This window comes from Nocardioides aestuarii (assembly GCF_039527245.1).
Classification (GTDB): domain Bacteria; phylum Actinomycetota; class Actinomycetes; order Propionibacteriales; family Nocardioidaceae; genus Nocardioides; species Nocardioides aestuarii.
The window spans coordinates 631,152-647,274 of record NZ_BAAAJT010000002.1 but is presented as its reverse complement, the minus strand read 5'-3'; the positions used below and the strand labels follow the sequence as shown (position 1 = coordinate 647,274).

The following is a 16,123-nucleotide window of genomic DNA, read 5'->3' as shown; positions in this document are numbered from 1 at the left end:
TGCGTCCCCGTCCGGCAGGACACCACCCGCCGCGCGGAGGTCGCCGACAAGCCCGGCGCCCGGCGCCGGGTAGAGGGAGCAGCTGATGCTCGAGGACACCCCGAACAGCCAGGAGCCCACCGGTCAGGAAGCCGCCGGAGGCGAGACCGCCCCCGCCGAGGCTCCGGCCAAGAAGGCCACCGCCAAGCGGACGACGGCGAAGAAGACCGCCGCCAAGAAGACCACCACCCGCGCGACCACGACCAAGAAGGTCGCGGCGCCGCCACCGGAGCAGGACGCCGCTGTCGAGGCTCCGGTCGAGGCGTCGGTCGAGGCTCCGGCCGAGGCGCCCGCCGCCGACGAGGCCCCGGCCGCGAAGAAGGCGGCCGCGAAGAAGGCGCCGGCCAAGAAGGCCGCTGCCAAGAAGACGGCCGCGAAGAAGGCGCCGGCGAAGAAGGCCGCCGCGAAGAAGACGACGGCGACGCAGCCCGAGGCGACCACCGACGTCGTCGAGACGCCCGCGGAGGCGGCGACGCAGGCCCCGCTCTTCCAGGCTCCCGAGGTCCCGGCGACGTCGGCGAAGAAGTCGGCCGCGAAGAAGACGACAGCGAAGAAGTCCGCGGCCAAGAAGGCCGCGGTCCCGGCGGAGGAGAAGGTCGCCGAGCCGGTCGAGGAGCAGCCGGCCCCGCCCGCCGAGGCGTCGACGACGACCGAGGCGGAGACCTCCGAGGACAGCGACTCCGGTGACCAGCAGGGCGAGGGCGGCGGCTCCTCGGGCCGGCGCCGGCGCCGCCGCGGTGGCCGTCGCCGGCGCAAGTCCGGTGGGGGCGGCGACGACTCCGCCGAGCAGTCCGACTCGGCCGGCGACGACGCCGAGGGCCAGGGCGACGGCGACGACAAGGCCGACCAGTCCGACGACGAGACCGACGACAAGGACCAGCAGGGCGAGGGCGGCTCGTCCTCGTCGCGCCGTCGTCGTCGGCGTCGCCGCGCCGGCGAGGACTCCGGCGGAGGCTCCGAGGACGACCCCCGGAACACCGTGACGAAGGTCCGGGCGGGCAGGTCCGCCGAGGACCAGATCCAGTCGGTGACCGGATCGACCCGTCTCGAGGCGAAGAAGCAGCGCCGCCGGGAGGGCCGTGAGGCCGGGCGCCGCCGCGCGCCGATCGTGAGCGAGGCCGAGTTCCTGGCTCGCCGCGAGTCGGTCGACCGGGTCATGGCGATCCGGCAGCGCAAGGACCTCACCCAGATCGCCGTCCTCGAGGACAAGGTCCTCGTCGAGCACTACGTCGCCCGCGAGTCGCAGACCTCGCTCATCGGCAACGTCTACCTCGGCCGGGTCCAGAACGTGCTGCCCTCCATGGAGGCCGCGTTCATCGACATCGGCAAGGGCCGCAACGCCGTGCTCTACGCGGGCGAGGTCAACTGGTCGGCGCTCGGCCACCAGGACGGCCAGCCCCGCAAGATCGAGTCGGTGCTGTCGTCGGGCCAGATGGTGCTGGTGCAGGTCACCAAGGACCCGATCGGCCACAAGGGCGCTCGCCTCACCAGCCAGATCAGCCTCGCCGGCCGGTTCCTGGTCTACGTGCCCGACGGCACCAACTCCGGCATCTCCCGCAAGCTGCCCGACACCGAGCGCAACCGGCTGAAGACGCTGCTCAAGGAGATCGTCCCCGACGGCGCCGGCGTCATCGTGCGGACGGCGGCCGAGGGCGCCAGCGAGGACGAGCTGACCCGCGACGTCGAGCGGCTCACGGCCCGCTGGGAGGACATCGAGAAGGGCGCCAAGAAGGGCTCGGGCGGGCCCCACCTGCTCTACGGCGAGCCCGACCTGATGCTGAAGGTCGTCCGCGACCTGTTCACCGAGGACTTCAGCAGGCTGCTCGTCCAGGGGGACGACGCCTGGGAGACCGTGAAGGGCTACGTCGACCACGTCGCGCCCGACCTCGCCGAGCGGCTCGAGCGTCACGACGCGGAGAACGACGGCACCGCCGGCGACCTCTTCGCGACCTGGCGCATCGACGAGCAGATCCACAAGGGCCTGGACCGCAAGGTCTGGCTGCCCTCCGGCGGCTCCCTCATCATCGACCGCACCGAGGCGATGACCGTCGTCGACGTCAACACCGGCAAGTTCACCGGTTCCGGGGGCAACCTCGAGGAGACCGTCACCAAGAACAACCTCGAGGCGGCCGAGGAGATCGTCCGCCAGCTCCGGCTCCGCGACATCGGCGGCATCATCGTCGTCGACTTCATCGACATGGTGCTCGAGTCCAACCGCGACCTCGTGCTGCGCCGGCTCGTCGAGTGCCTGGGCCGCGACCGGACGAAGCACCAGGTCGCCGAGGTCACCTCGCTCGGCCTCGTGCAGATGACCCGCAAGCGGATCGGCACCGGCCTGCTCGAGGCATTCTCCGAGACCTGCGACCACTGCCAGGGCCGGGGCGTCGTGATCGCCGACGCGCCCGTCGAGCCGAAGCGGGAGCAGCAGGAGTCCAAGCGCTCGCGCCGCGCGCGTGGCGGCAAGGGCCGCGACGGCCAGGACGCCTCGTCCGACCAGAAGCAGGACCAGAAGCAGGAGAAGTCGCCCTCGCCGAAGGACGTCGCGGCCATGGCGCGCCCCCACCCCGAGACCGACGAGAAGCCGGCGGACGAGGCACCGGCCGAGGTCGAGCAGCCGGTCGAGGTGGAGGAGAAGCCCGCCGAGGTGCCGGTCGCGCCCCAGGTCGTCACCCGCACCCGACGACGCAGCACCTCCAGGCCCGCCGACGTCGAGGAGCCCGTCGCCGTCAAGCAGGCGACCGAGGTCGAGGAGCCGGTCGAGGTCGAGACGTCCACCGAGGAGCCCGCGCCCGAGGTCGTCCCCGAGCCCGAGCCCGAGCCCGAGCCGGACCCGCAGCCGGAGGCGGCAGAGCCGCCGGCCGCGCCGAAGGTCGTCACCCGGACCCGGCGGCGCAGCGCCAGTCGGCCGGCCGGTCCGCCGGCGGGGGTCGAGGCCACGCCCGTGACGGCGGTCGGATCGGTCGGTCAGCCGCCCGCCGACGGGGCGGTCGAGCCCGGAACCGCCGACACCGAGTCGGGCAGCAAGCCGACCGTCGAGCACGTCCCGGTCAAGAAGCGCGGCACCCGCAAGCGCTGACAGCGGTCAGCGGTGACTGAGCCACCTTTCCCGACGCGGAAAGGTGGCTCAGCCACCGCCGCTGGGGTGTCTGCCCGGTCAGCGGTGCGTCACCCACCGTCCTGCAGCGCGGGACGTGAGTGAGCCACCGCTGGTCAGTGGACCGGGCCGAACCAGTCCCGGGCGGACCTGCTCCACAGCAGCGCGAGGGCGCCCAACAGGACGGTCTGGCCGGCGCTGTAGGCCAGCAGGACCGGGTCGGGTCCGGACGCCAGGGCGGCCAGCACGTTCGGCAGCGTGCTGAGCACGGCCACGCTGCCCAGCGCGGTGACCGCGACGCGGGCCCACTGACGCCCGCGGAGGAGTCCCGGCACGCACACGGCGTACGCCGCGGCGGGCACCAGGCCCTGAACGGCGATGGCGAGCATCGGGATGGTGCCACGCCCCAGGTAGGTGCCGATGAACCACAGCGGGTAGGCGAGGAGCGCCAGGGCGGCCAGCCCGGTCAGGACGGCGGCGACGGTGACGGACTCGGGGCGTGACACCCGGGTGGACGCAGGAGCAGCAGTGGTCATCGGTTCCCCCGTGGACGTGTGGCGAGCAGCCACACGGTAGCCGTGCGGCGCCTCGAATTGCTGCAGGCAGTGACCGTCCGTACTATTGACCCTCGGTGCGTGACGCGCGCCCATCCCTGCTCGGCACCCCGGACCACACCGGGTTCGCGGAGTGCCGCAGTGTGACGAAGCAGCAGACATGCCCCAGCAGAGCCAGAGTTCAGACGTGAAGGAGACCGCGGTGTACGCGATCGTGCGCGCAGGCGCCACCCAGCAGAAGGTCGCCGTCGGCGACGTCATCGAGATCGACAAGGTCTCGACGGCCGTCGGCGAGACGCTGACGCTGCCGGTGGTCATGGCCGTCGACGGCGAGACGGTCACCTCCGACGCCAAGGCGCTCGACAAGGCGTCCGTGACCGTCGAGGTCCTCGGTGCCACCAAGGGCCCGAAGATCGTCATCCAGAAGTACAAGAACAAGACCGGCTACAAGAAGCGCCAGGGTCACCGCCAGAAGTACACCCAGGTCAAGGTCACCGACATCTCGCTCTGAGCCCCTCCCGGGACCAGCTCCGAGACTCCAGCGAAGGACAACTGCTATGGCACACAAGAAGGGCGCAGCCTCGACCAAGAACGGTCGCGACTCCAACTCCCAGCGCCTCGGCGTCAAGCGCTTCGGCGGCCAGGAGGTCAACGCCGGCGAGATCATCGTCCGCCAGCGCGGCACCCACTTCCACCCCGGCAGCGGCGTCGGCCGCGGCGGTGACGACACGCTCTTCGCGCTCGTCGGCGGTGCCGTCGAGTTCGGCACCAAGCGCGGCCGCAAGGTCGTCAACGTCGTCCCCGGCGAGTGACCTGACGTCACTCCCAGACCTGTGAAGGGCGTCCCGGTTCCCGGGGCGCCCTTCGTCATTTGAGATCCACCGACACGAGAGCGAGGTAGTACGCCATGGCGATCCCGACGTTCGTCGACAGAGTGCAGCTGCACGTCGCGGCCGGTCGCGGCGGCAACGGCGTCGCCTCGGTCCACCGCGAGAAGTTCAAGCCGCTGGGCGGGCCCGACGGCGGCAACGGAGGCCCCGGCGGCTCGGTGATCCTGCGCGTCCAGAACGACGTCACGACCCTGCTCGACTACCACCACAGCCCGAAGCGTCGCGCCGAGCACGGCGGCCACGGCGCCGGCGGCCACCGCAACGGCGCCCACGGCGGCGACCTGGTGCTGCCGGTCCCCGAGGGCACCGTCGTCAGCGACCGCGACGGCAACGTCCTCGCCGACCTCGTCGGCCCCGGGACCGAGATGATCATCGCCGAGGGTGGACGCGGTGGCCTCGGCAACGCCGCGCTGGCCTCCTCGAAGCGGAAGGCGCCCGGCTTCGCGCTGCTCGGCGAGCCCGGCGATGAGCTCGACATCGTGCTCGAGCTCAAGGTCGTCGCCGACATCGGGCTGGTCGGCTTCCCGAGCGCCGGCAAGTCCAGCCTGATCGCCGCGATCTCGCGCGCCCGGCCCAAGATCGCCGACTACCCGTTCACGACGCTGGTGCCCAACCTCGGTGTCGTCACGGCGGGGGAGACCACCTTCACGGTCGCCGACGTCCCCGGCCTGATCGAGGGCGCGAGCGAGGGTCGCGGGCTCGGCCACGACTTCCTGCGCCACATCGAGCGCTGCGCGGCGCTGGTCCATGTCATCGACACGGCCACGATGGAGCCGGGGCGCAACCCGCTCGACGACCTCGACGTGATCGAGAACGAGCTGGCCCGCTACGGCGGGCTCGAGGACCGGCCGCGGCTGGTCGCGCTCAACAAGGTCGACGTCCCCGACGGCAGCGACCTCGCCGACATCGTCCTCGCCGATCTCGAGGAGCGCGGCCTGCGGGTGTTCCCGGTCTCGGCCGCGTCGAGCAAGGGGCTGCGCGAGCTGACCTTCGCGATGGCCGGCATCGTCGAGGAGGCCCGCGCGTCGAAGGAGGTCGTCGAGGCCACCCGGATCGTGCTCCGGCCGGGCGCTGTCGACGGCTCCGACTCGTTCACGGTCACGGCCACGGGCGACGGCTGGCGCGTGCGCGGCACCAAGCCCGAGCGCTGGGTGCGCCAGACCGACTTCAGCAACGACGAGGCGGTGGGCTTCCTCGCCGACCGGCTCAACCGGCTCGGGGTCGAGACCCGGCTGCTCGAGCTCGGCGCGGTCGAGGGCGACGCGGTCCTCATCGGCCACCCCGACGACGCCGTCGTCTTCGACTTCAAGCCGGGCCTGGACGCCGGTGCCGAGAATCTCGCCCGGCGCGGCGAGGACTCGCGCTTCGACGACACCCGGCCCGCCGCCCGTCGCCGCCGCGACATCCAGGAGGGCATGGGCGAGCGCGCCGAGGGCGAGACCCGCGCGGACGTCGCCCGCCGCCTTCGCGGCGACGCCGACGAGCAGGCGGACCGCACGACCTACGGGCCGTCGTCCTACGAGATCGGTGGCGCCGACGACCCCGACTGGGCCGAGCAGGACCCCGACCAGGAGTCCGACCGCTCATGACGCGCGAGGCGGTCACCGCCGCCCGCCGGGTCGTGGTCAAGGTCGGGTCGTCGTCGCTGACCACCGCTGCCGGCGGGATCGACCCCGAGCGGGTACGCCGCCTCGTCGACGTCCTCGCCGCGACCCGGCTCCGCGGGGCCGAGGTGGTGCTGGTCTCGTCGGGCGCCATCGCCGCCGGCCTGGCGCCGCTGGGGATGCCGAGTCGTCCGCGCTCGCTGCCGGCCCAGCAGGCTGCCGCCTCGGTCGGGCAGGGGCTGCTCGTGCACCGCTACACCGAGGAGCTGGCGCGCCACGACATCACGACGGGCCAGGTGCTCCTCACCGTCGACGACGTGACGCGGCGCTCCCACTACCGCAACGCCTACCAGACCTTCGCCAAGCTCCTCGAGCTCGGCGTCCTGCCGATCGTCAACGAGAACGACACGGTGGCGACGAGCGAGATCCGGTTCGGTGACAACGACCGGCTCGCCGCGCTGGTCGCCCACCTCGTCCACGCCGACCTGCTGGTGCTGCTGAGCGACGTCGAGGGGCTCTTCGATGGTGACCCGAGCCACGACGGCACCACGCTGATCAGCGAGGTGGCCGCGGGCGACGACCTCGGCCACGTCCGCATCGGCTCGACCGGCGCCGCCGGCCTGGGCAGCGGCGGGATGCAGACCAAGGTCGACGCGGCCCGGATCGCCGGGGGAGCGGGCATCCCGGTCGTCCTCACCTCCGCCCCCAACGCTGCCGCGGCGCTGGCCGGCGACGAGGTCGGGACGCTCTTCCACCCCGCCGGCAAGCGGCGGCCGACCCGGCTGCTCTGGCTGGCCCACGCCACCGAGCCCAAGGGCTCCGTGGTCCTCGACGCCGGCGCCGTCCGCGCGGTCACCGAGCGGCGCGCCTCGCTGCTCGCGGCGGGGGTCACGTCGGTCAGCGGGTCCTTCGTGGCCGGCGACCCGGTGGACCTCACCGACGAGGCCGGCACCCCGGTCGCCCGTGGCCTGGTCAACTTCGACGCCGAGGAGCTGCCCGCCCTGCTGGGCCGCTCGACGTCCGACCTCAAGGCCGAGCTCGGGGCGGCGTACGAGAGGGAGGTCGTCCACCGCGACGACCTGATCGTCCTGTGAGTGACGAAGGCGCTCCGCCGACCCCCGAGACGGGTCGCGTGGAGCCGCTCGGGCCCGCCGACTTCCTGCGGTGGTACGGCGGCTGGGACCCGCTGACCCCGGCGACCATCAGTCAGTTCATGGCCGGCTTCGACCGGCCCTGGTGGATCGTGGGCGGCTGGTCCGTCGAGGTCGTCAGCGGTGTGGCGCGCGACCACGAGGACATGGACATCTCGATGCTCGCCACCGACGCGACGGCGTTCCGGCACTTCCTCGGTGACCGCTGGACGGCGTGGAACGTCGACGAGAGCTGGTTCCGGCCCTTCGACGAGCGGTTCCCCGACGTGCGGCCCGACAGCCAGCTGTGGATCCGCCGTGACGCCCGCTCGCCGTGGGTGCTCGACATCCCCCTCACCCCCGTGACCGACGGGCGCTGGACCTGCAAGCGCGACCCCGGGATGGTGGCCGACCTCGACGACGTCACCTGGGTGGCACCGGACGGGCTGCGCTACCAGCGGCCCGAGATCACGCTGCTCTTCAAGGCCGCGCAGAGCCGCCCGAAGGACCGCGCCGACGCCGAGGTGATGCTGCCGCTGCTCGACGCCGCCCAGCGGGCCTGGCTGCGCGACGCTGTCGCCCGCTCGGCGGACCCCGGGCACCCGTGGGTCACCGACCTGGACTGACGGTCGCGGTCACTCCAGTCGTCGTCGGTGGCGGAGCCACTCGGATGATGGCTGGCCGTGCTTGGGTGGCGGAAGGAACTCGGGTCTGCCGTCGGCGGCGAGCATGACCTGCCACGGCCTGTGGTGGAGGGTGCGGTGGTGGTGACCGCACCCGTCTGCCGGCGGCTCGGGCTTGGTGAGGGGAAGGAGGGCGGCACGCAGGGTGGCGCCGTCCTCGACGCTCCCGCGGCGCGCTCCTGGCGGTCGAGGGCCCTCTCGTCCTCACGGTCGGTGCGGTCGGGGTCGATCACGTGGGCCAGGTGTCGCCCCGTGCGGTGCAGGCCGGAGGCGTTGAGCCGGCCCGCCTCCTCCAACATCAGTCGTTCCCCGCGACGGCGTACGTGCTGGGCAGCGGGAAGCCTCTCGACTGCGGTGACGACCACATCGGCCTGCTCCGGTGACGTGGACCCGTCCTCGAGCGCCTCCAGGGTGGCCGTCATCGGTCCGGTGAGCACGCGAGCGTGCTCCACGGTCCGCTGGGCCCGACCGCGGGTGGTGCCGGCGGTGTGGGCATAACAGTCGCTGGTCGACGCCCAGGACAGCTCTCGCTTCGGCGTCTGGCGGGCATCGAGCTCGGCCACCAGCCGCGCCTCCAGAGCAGCGGCCCGGGCCTTGAGCCGCTGCAGCTCCTCCACCCGGCGACCATCTCCTCCGAGGTGCGCGCCGATCACAGCACCCCGGACAGCGACCCCAGCGAAGACCGCGCTTCCGCCACGACACCCGCCGGTGTCGGGCAGCGGAGCGGGGTGAGGGCCATACCCCATCCAAGTCGTCACCACCGAGAACTCGGCGCCGGGTTCTGCGACTGCGCTCATGGACGAGATGCGCGCCCAGGCCTGCTGTGGACGGTCCGACGCGGCGGAAGAACGCACCGTGGGCGCGATCTCGATGCACAGCTGCGCCGGTGTGGCTTGTCCATCTTCCGGGTGCTCCTGACGCAGGACCTGCGTCAGGAGCACCGGCTGTTGACCTAGGTAGTGGGGACGGTCCCACCATCGATGACGTACTCGGCCCCGACAATCGACGAAGCGCGGTCAGAGACCAAGAAGCCGACGAGGTCCGCGATCTCCTCGGTCGTGGCGAACCTCCCGAGCGGAACCCCTCCGAGGGAGTCGAAGATCATCTGCTTCGCCTCCTCACGCGTCACGTCGTTGCCGTCGGCGAGGCGGTCGACGAAGTCGTCATAGCCTTCGGTCTGTATGCCACCGGGGCTGACGGCGTTGACCCGGACGCCGCGGGGCGCGAGCTCGTTGGCGAGGCCTTTGCTGTAGGTCCGCAACGCGCCCTTGGCTGAGGCGTAGGGCAGCGTCGCGTCGTGCAGCGGCTGCTGCCGCTGGATCGAGGTGACGTGGACGACGACTCCGGACCTCGCCTCGACCATGGCCGGCAGCAGGACTCGATCCAGCCGGACAGCTCCCAGCAGGTTGAGGTTCAGCTCGGCCATCCACTGGTCCTCGCTCGCGGCGGCGTACCCGCCGGGTGGGGTCGACGAGCCGCCGACGACGTGCACCAAGATGTCGAGGGGGCCCTCCTCGGAGATCTTGCCTGCGACCGCCTCCACGCCGTCGGTGGTGGCGGTGTCGGCCTCGATGAAGCGGTCGGGGCGCTCGTAGCCGGTCGGCATGGTCCGCGCCGTGGTCCACACGTCCGCGCCCATCTCGTGCAACCGCTCCACCACCGCCATCCCCGTCCCCTTCGACCCACCGGTGACGAGTGCGCGGCGGCCGTCGAGACGGTCGCGGTCCTGCATGGTCATGCTGTTCTCCTGGTGACTTCCATGACGAGCTTCGTGATGTGGGACGTCAGAGGTGGAGCCGGGCGCGGGCTCATACGGTGATCTCCAGCTGCTGGATCACGTCGCCGGCGATGGTGAAGAGCATGCGGAGGTCGACCTCGCCGCCGGGAAAGGTCCCCGAGAGGTGAGTGCCGACCTCCCACACGTCGTCTGCCGTCCTGGAGACGGAGATCAGCGTGGTCTCGACGTCGTAGTCGTGGGCCGACTTGTCGAAGACCTCGAGCGTCTCCTCGCGGCCGTGGAGCACATGGCCGTCGTCCATGACGGTGACGTCCTCGGCCAGGTAGCCCACGGCGGCGGTGTAGTCCTGGGCGACGTGGGCGCGGAGGTAGCTCGCCACGACCTCGGGGAGCTTGTCGTAGGCGAAGGTGCTGGTGGTGCCATCTGTCGTGGTGTCGGTGTTCATGCCTCCACGGTGCTGCGTCCCCGCGCGGCAGGGTCAAGGACGGGACTCTCCCCCGGGGGGAGGGTGCAGACTGCCGCCATGCTGGCTATCGGCGAGTTCTCCCGTCTGACGCACCTCAGCGTGAGGACGCTGCGTCGCTACCACGAGGCGGGCTTGCTCATCCCTGCCGTGGTCGACCCCTCCACGGGCTACCGCTCCTACGACGGTGGCCAGATCCCGACGGCACAGGTGATCCACCGGCTGCGGGAGCTCGACGTCCCCCTGGTCGACGTCCGACGCATCATCGAGTCACCCGACCCCGACCGCCGTGCCGCCCTCGTCTCCGACCACTTGGCGCGGCTGGAGGCCGAGCTGGACCGGACCCGCGTCGCCGTCGCGTCGCTGCGTCGCCTCCTCGACCCCGACCCGGTGCCCCTGCACGTCGAGCTGCGGGCGGTGCCCGAGGCGACCGTGGCTGCGATCGAGGACGACATCGACAACGACGCGATGGCCGCGTGGTACGTCGGAGCGCTGGCCGAGCTCCGCGCCGCGGTCGATGTCCGGTCCGGCCCCGCGGGAGGGGTCTACGACAACGCCCTCTTCGAGGACGGCTGGGGCCACGTCCTGCTGCACGTGCCAGCACCGGACCCACCGACCCGGGGGCGGGTGCACCCGGCGACCCTGCCGGCGGTCGAGCTGGCGGTCGCGACCCATGTCGGCCCGCACGACAATGCCGATGTCACCTACGGCCTGCTCGGCTCGTGGGTCGTCGCCAACGCACTCGCCGTCGCGGGCCCTGTCAGGGAGACCTACCTCGTCACGCCCGCCGACGACCCCGACCAGTCCGCCTGGCGCACAGAGATCGGATGGCCCATCTTCAGGATGTCCTGATCCGTTGGCGGCCGGCGGGCCAGTGCGCGATGCGGGTGAGGTGCCCGTCGTCGTGCACGTCAGTGGCCCACCGCTGAACCGCAGATCCGGGGACGGTGCGAGAGCGTCCCGACTCGCGGCGCCAAGACGCAGATCGAACCGTTCCACATGACGATCCGGCTAGGGCGACAAGCGCCCTCGTCGGCCGGGCAGCGCGACCGACCTCAACTGGTGCTGTCAAGGATCAGTCGGGTCGCCTCGTGCGGTGCGTCCCATTGTGGAAAGTGGCCACACCGCTCGAACCAGTGCAGCACCGCGTCCGGGAACAGCTCCGTCGCACGTGCGGCCTGCCTCCGCACGGTCACCAGGTCACGACGACCCCAGCCGATCGTGACCCGGCCGGGCACAGTGCCGGCCGGCGCACCCTGCTGCTTGGGCCCCTTGGTCAGGGCGTCCAAGGCCGCGCCGGTCGACGGGGAATCGGCCAGCCCGCTCACATCCGGCAGCACGGTCTCGCGCGAGAGTGCCCAGGGCCGCGCCGACAACTGCGCCAACAGCAGCGTCCTTCCCACGGGGTTGCCCAGCAACGCTGGCAGCGTGCCTCGCAGCGCCCGGACCAGACCGATCGATGGGCGAAGCGTGGCCCCGAAGACGGCGAGCTCGCGGTCGCTCCAGAAACCACCCGGGTCCAACGCCACGGTGTCGCCGCCGACGCCTCGCCGTGCGAGCTCAAGCACCATTCGGCCACCCATCGACTGACCGACCGTCGACACCCCGTCCAGACCCTGTTCGCGGATGAACTCTGCGACGGAGTCGGTCAGGGTGGCGATCGAGACCTCGCCGGTCAGAGGAGGCGACTCGCCGAAACCCGGCAGGTCGACGGCGATGACCTCACGGCTCCCGGCCAGCTCGTCGATGATCGGGGACCACGATCGCCATCCAGCGCCCAGACCGTGCACGAGCAACAACGGCCTGCCGCTTCCGCGGCGCGCATGGTTCAACGTCATTTCTTGAACGCTAGCCCACGCGGAAATCCGTGGATCGCCACCGCAAGCCGATCCGCAACGACACACACTCATCCACACCTCCACCGCTGCTCGATCCGTACGTTTGAAGGCGACCGGCGCTGAGCGCCCTGACTTGCCGGTCCATGCAGACCGGGCTGCCTCGGCTGTGTGGCCCGCGCCGACAAGCGGCGGGAGGCAGGACGCATCGGTCCCACGGTCGTAGAAGCTGCCGAGGGCAGCAGCTCAGCCCACCTACCCGTTCGGAGGTTGAAGCGGGGGTGCCCGCGACGCAGGGTGGAGGCATGACCGACGACAAGAGCATCACCGTCCAGCGCGCCATCGACGCCCCGACCGACGCGGTCTTCGACGTTCTCAGCAACCCCGAGCGGCACGTGGAGCTCGACGGGTCCGGGTTCGTGATCAGCGACGAGAAGTCCGACCGCATCACCGAGACCGGCCAGGTGTTCCGGATGAACATGACCGGCCCGCACATGGGTGGGGACTACCAGACCGACAACACCGTGACCGGCTACGACAGGAACCACCTGCTCGCCTGGCAGACGGCGCCGGCCGACACCGAGCCCCCGGGCTGGGAGTGGACGTGGGAGCTGACCCCGCAGGGCGCCGACGCCACCGAGGTCACGCTCACCTACGACTGGAGCAAGGTCACCGACCAGGCGCTGCTCGAGAAGATCTCGTTCCCGCTGGTGTCCGAGGCGCAGCTCGAGGAGTCGCTGGGCCACCTGGCGGCGGCGGTCTCCGGCTGACGCCGTCGGGGCCCGGTGGGGCCCACGCCGTAGGCTGAGCAGGTCATGGACGACCCCCGGACCACCTACCTCGACCACGCCGCGACGACGCCGATGCTGCCCGCCGCGGCAGAGGCGATGACCCGCCAGCTGGTCGAGGTCGGCAACGCCAGCTCGCTGCACGCCTCGGGGCGTCGCGCGCGGCGGGTCGTGGAGGAGTCGCGGGAGACGATCGCGCGGGCGCTGGGCGCGCGTCCCGGCGACGTCGTCTTCACCTCCGGCGGCACCGAGGCCGACAACCTCGCCCTCAAGGGCATGTTCTGGGCGCGGCGCGACGAGGACGAGCGCCGGGTGCGGATCCTGTCGACCGCGATCGAGCACCACGCCGTGCTCGACCCGCTGCTCTGGCTCGGCGACCACGGCGCCGAGGTCGAGCTGCTGCCGGTCGACCAGCAGGGCCGCCTCGAGCTGGGAGCCCTCGCGGACTCGATCGCGCGCGACCCTGGCTCGGTCGCCCTGGTGTCGGTGATGTGGGCCAACAACGAGGTCGGCACGCTCCAGCCGGTCGACGAGGTCGTCGCGCTCGCGGCGCAGCACGGCATCCCCGTCCACTCCGACGCCGTCCAGGCCGTCGGCGCCGTCCCGGTCGACTTCGACCGCTCGGGCCTCGCGGCGCTCGCCTTCTCCGGCCACAAGGTCGGCGGCCCCTACGGTGTCGGCGCGCTCGCCGTACGCCGGGAGGTGCCGGTCAGCGCGCTGGTCCACGGCGGTGGCCAGGAGCGCGACATCCGCAGCGGCACCCTCGACGTCCCCGCCATCGCGGGCTTCGCCGCGGCCGTCGAGCAGTCGGTGAAGGTGCAGGACGAGCACGCCGCCCGCGTCGCCGCGCTCCGCGACGACCTCGTGCGCCGCGTGACGGAGGTCGTGCCGGACGCCCACCTCCACGGCGCGCCCACCGGTGCCGGTCGGCTGCCCGGCAACGCCCACCTCGGCTTCCCCGGCTGCGAGGGCGACTCGCTGCTGATGCTGCTCGACGCCCACGGCATCGAGTGCTCGACCGGTTCGGCGTGCTCCGCCGGCGTGCCCCAGCCCTCCCACGTCCTGCTCGCGATGGGCTGCGACGAGGAGCAGGCGCGCCACTCGCTGCGGTTCTCCTTCGGCCACAGCTCGACCGAGGCCGACGTCGACGCGGTGGTGGCCGCGATCGGCCCCGTCGTCGAGCGGGCAAGGGCAGCGAGGCGGTCATGAGGATCGTCGCTGCCATGTCCGGCGGCGTCGACTCGGCCGTCGCCGCCGCGCGTGCGGCCGAGGCCGGCCACGACGTCACCGGCATCCACCTCGCACTGTCCCGCAACCCCGCCTCCTACCGCTCCGGCGCGCGCGGCTGCTGCACGATCGAGGACGCCAACGACGCGCGTCGTGCCGCCGACGTCATCGGCATCCCCTTCTACGTCTGGGACCTCTCCGACCGCTTCCACGACGACGTGGTCGAGGACTTCATGGACGAGTACGCCGCCGGCCGGACGCCGAACCCGTGCCTGCGCTGCAACGAGAAGATCAAGTTCGCCGCCGTCCTCGACCGGGCGCTCGGGCTCGGCTTCGACGCCGTCGCGACCGGCCACTACGCCCAGCTGCGCACGGGCGCCGACGGGCTCGTCGAGATGCACCGCGCGGTCGACCACGGCAAGGACCAGTCCTACGTCCTCGGCGTGCTCGATCAGCAGCAGCTGCGCCACTCGCTCTTCCCGCTCGGTGACACCTCCAAGCCTCTCGTGCGCGAGGAGGCGGCGAGACGGGGCCTGCTGGTCGCCGACAAGCCCGACAGCCACGACATCTGCTTCGTGGCCGACGGCGACAACGCCGGCTGGCTGGCGGAGAAGCTGGGGGAGCGCGCCCCCAACCGGGGCGGCGACATCCTCGACGACGCCACGGGCGAGGTCCTCGGGCGACACTCCGGGACGTTCGGCTACACGATCGGCCAGCGCAAGGGGCTGCGGATCGGGCGTCCCGCCCCGGACGGCAAGCCGCGCTTCGTCCTCGACATCGAGCCGGTCAGCGGCACCGTCACGGTCGGGCCCCGCGAACGGCTCGCCGTCCACCGGCTCCGCGGCATCAAGCCGCGCTGGTGCGGGACCGTCCCGACCGAGCTCGACGGGCCGGACGTGACCGTCCAGCTCCGCGCCCACGGCGACGAGCACCGCGCCACCGTGGTGGTCACGGACGGGCCGGAGGGACAGGAGGTCGACGTCGAGCTGCACGACGCGGCCTACGGGATCGCGCCGGGGCAGGCCGTCGTGGTCTACGACGGCACCCGCGTCGTCGGCTCGGCGACCATCAGCGCGACCGAGCGCGTCCCCGCATGACCCGCGCCACCGGGATCGGGTCCTTCCCGGGTGAGGACGCGCGGGCCTACGCGGAGGCCGTACGGTTCGTGCTCGGCGAGCTGCCGCCGCCGACGGGGCTGCCCCACGTGCCGGAGCTCCCCGGTCGCGGTGCGACCGCGACGATGACCGGCCGGGCGGTCGCGGTCGCCACCGACCTCGGCTTCGACCTCCAGCCCGCCGGATGGCGGGTCACGGACGCCGAGGGCGTCGACCAGCGCCGCGCCCGCAGCCTCCTGGCCCAGGACCTCGACGAGCTGGAGGAGCAGTCCCAGGGCTACGAGGGTCCCTTCAAGCTGCAGGTGGCGGGTCCGTGGACGCTGGCCGCCACGGTCGAGCGCCCGCGCGGGGACCTGGCCCTCGCCGACCCGGGGCTGCGGCGCGAGCTGGCCGAGGCCCTCGCCGAGGGTGTACGCCGCCACGTGGCCGACCTGCGTCGCCGGCTTCCGGGCGTCGTGGAGTGGGTGGTGCAGCTTGACGAGCCGGCACTCCCGTCCGTGCTGGCCGGCGCGATCCCCACCGCCTCGGGCTTCGGCCGCCACCGCTCGGTCGAGCCGCCGGAGGCGAGCGCGGCCGTCGCCACCGTGGTCGACGCGGTCCGCGCGTCGGGCGCCGACCCGTGGGTCCACTGCTGTGCCGCCGACGCGCCGCTGGCCCTGCTGCGGGGCGCCGGCGCCCGCGGTCTCGCAGTCGACCTCTCGCTGGTCGGCCCCGAGGGCCACGACCAGCTCGCCGAGGCGCTCGAGGCGGGGGAGAGCGTCGTGCTCGGCGTTCCCGCGGGCGACGAGGGTCGGGTCGTGGAGCAGGTCAGTCGGTGGCTCGACATGCTCGGCCTCCAGCCGACCGACGGCCTGGTCCTCAGCCCCCCCTGTGGGCTGGCGGGGACGTCCCCGACCGCGGCCCGACAGGCGCTGACCGAGCTCAGCTCGGCGGCAGCGCGTCTGTGACGGCGCGCAACCGATC

At 72.4% G+C, this 16,123-nt stretch carries 15 protein-coding genes and 1 pseudogene; 11 read left to right on the top strand and 5 right to left on the bottom strand.

The features are described 5' to 3' along the window. The first annotated feature begins 85 nt into the window (after positions 1-85). Complete coding sequence (locus ABD091_RS03235; protein WP_343915707.1) at positions 86-3,115, top strand: Rne/Rng family ribonuclease; 3,030 nt, start codon at positions 86-88, stop codon at positions 3,113-3,115. Positions 3,116-3,249: 134 nt separating this feature from the next. On the opposite strand, the gene ABD091_RS03230 is transcribed toward ABD091_RS03235, so the two are convergent. Further along, the gene (locus ABD091_RS03230; RefSeq protein WP_343915706.1) at positions 3,250-3,669 is read right to left on the bottom strand and encodes a hypothetical protein; all 420 of its coding nucleotides are present in this window, start codon (positions 3,667-3,669) and stop codon (positions 3,250-3,252) included. A 220-nt stretch (positions 3,670-3,889) separates the two neighbouring features. Between ABD091_RS03230 and rplU the strand changes: the two genes are divergently transcribed. From rplU to ABD091_RS03205, 5 genes are all read left to right on the top strand, one after another. Beyond that, positions 3,890-4,198 (top strand): 50S ribosomal protein L21, encoded by a 309-nt coding sequence (gene rplU, locus ABD091_RS03225; RefSeq protein ID WP_343920877.1) that lies wholly within the window; start codon positions 3,890-3,892, stop codon positions 4,196-4,198. Between the two features lie 46 nt (positions 4,199-4,244). Continuing rightward, a complete protein-coding gene (rpmA, locus tag ABD091_RS03220) occupies positions 4,245-4,499 on the top strand; it encodes a 50S ribosomal protein L27 (RefSeq protein WP_343915705.1) in 255 nt (84 codons plus the stop codon). Between the two features lie 95 nt (positions 4,500-4,594). Continuing rightward, positions 4,595-6,166 (top strand): GTPase ObgE, encoded by a 1,572-nt coding sequence (gene obgE, locus ABD091_RS03215; protein WP_343915704.1) that lies wholly within the window; start codon positions 4,595-4,597, stop codon positions 6,164-6,166. Continuing rightward, on the top strand, positions 6,163-7,275 hold the full coding sequence (gene proB / locus ABD091_RS03210) for a glutamate 5-kinase (protein ID WP_343915703.1): 1,113 nt from the start codon (positions 6,163-6,165) through the stop codon (positions 7,273-7,275). Before obgE ends, proB begins: the two co-directional genes overlap by 4 nt. A 38-nt stretch (positions 7,276-7,313) precedes the next feature. Continuing rightward, the gene (locus ABD091_RS03205; protein ID WP_343915702.1) at positions 7,314-7,937 is read left to right on the top strand and encodes a nucleotidyltransferase domain-containing protein; all 624 of its coding nucleotides are present in this window, start codon (positions 7,314-7,316) and stop codon (positions 7,935-7,937) included. A gap of 227 nt (positions 7,938-8,164) precedes the next feature. Here ABD091_RS03205 and ABD091_RS20210 read toward each other — a convergent pair. From ABD091_RS20210 to ABD091_RS03195, 3 genes and pseudogenes are all read right to left on the bottom strand, one after another. After that, positions 8,165-8,740, bottom strand: a pseudogene (locus ABD091_RS20210) (DUF222 domain-containing protein); the annotation flags it as partial. Between the two features lie 206 nt (positions 8,741-8,946). Next, the gene (locus ABD091_RS03200) at positions 8,947-9,732 is read right to left on the bottom strand and encodes an SDR family oxidoreductase (protein ID WP_343915701.1); all 786 of its coding nucleotides are present in this window, start codon (positions 9,730-9,732) and stop codon (positions 8,947-8,949) included. A gap of 70 nt (positions 9,733-9,802) precedes the next feature. After that, the gene (locus ABD091_RS03195) at positions 9,803-10,177 is read right to left on the bottom strand and encodes a nuclear transport factor 2 family protein (protein ID WP_343915700.1); all 375 of its coding nucleotides are present in this window, start codon (positions 10,175-10,177) and stop codon (positions 9,803-9,805) included. A gap of 78 nt (positions 10,178-10,255) precedes the next feature. On the opposite strand from ABD091_RS03195, the gene ABD091_RS03190 reads away from it, so the two are divergent. Continuing rightward, the gene (locus tag ABD091_RS03190; protein ID WP_343915699.1) at positions 10,256-11,047 is read left to right on the top strand and encodes a MerR family transcriptional regulator; all 792 of its coding nucleotides are present in this window, start codon (positions 10,256-10,258) and stop codon (positions 11,045-11,047) included. A 203-nt stretch (positions 11,048-11,250) separates the two neighbouring features. Here the strand turns inward: ABD091_RS03190 and ABD091_RS03185 are convergent, their stop codons facing one another. Further along, positions 11,251-12,033, bottom strand: a complete 783-nt coding sequence (locus tag ABD091_RS03185; RefSeq protein WP_343915698.1) for an alpha/beta fold hydrolase — start codon at positions 12,031-12,033, stop codon at positions 11,251-11,253. Between the two features lie 302 nt (positions 12,034-12,335). Between ABD091_RS03185 and ABD091_RS03180 the strand changes: the two genes are divergently transcribed. The 4 genes from ABD091_RS03180 to ABD091_RS03165 are packed head-to-tail and all read left to right on the top strand — an operon-like array spanning position 12,336 to position 16,107. Then, a complete protein-coding gene (locus ABD091_RS03180) occupies positions 12,336-12,800 on the top strand; it encodes an SRPBCC family protein (protein WP_343915697.1) in 465 nt (154 codons plus the stop codon). A 45-nt stretch (positions 12,801-12,845) separates the two neighbouring features. Then, positions 12,846-14,027, top strand: a complete 1,182-nt coding sequence (locus tag ABD091_RS03175; protein ID WP_343915696.1) for a cysteine desulfurase family protein — start codon at positions 12,846-12,848, stop codon at positions 14,025-14,027. Beyond that, positions 14,024-15,142, top strand: a complete 1,119-nt coding sequence (gene mnmA / locus ABD091_RS03170) for a tRNA 2-thiouridine(34) synthase MnmA (RefSeq protein WP_343915695.1) — start codon at positions 14,024-14,026, stop codon at positions 15,140-15,142. Before ABD091_RS03175 ends, mnmA begins: the two co-directional genes overlap by 4 nt. Then, on the top strand, positions 15,139-16,107 hold the full coding sequence (locus tag ABD091_RS03165; RefSeq protein ID WP_343915694.1) for a uroporphyrinogen decarboxylase/cobalamine-independent methonine synthase family protein: 969 nt from the start codon (positions 15,139-15,141) through the stop codon (positions 16,105-16,107). Before mnmA ends, ABD091_RS03165 begins: the two co-directional genes overlap by 4 nt. Positions 16,108-16,123: the final 16 nt, after the last annotated feature.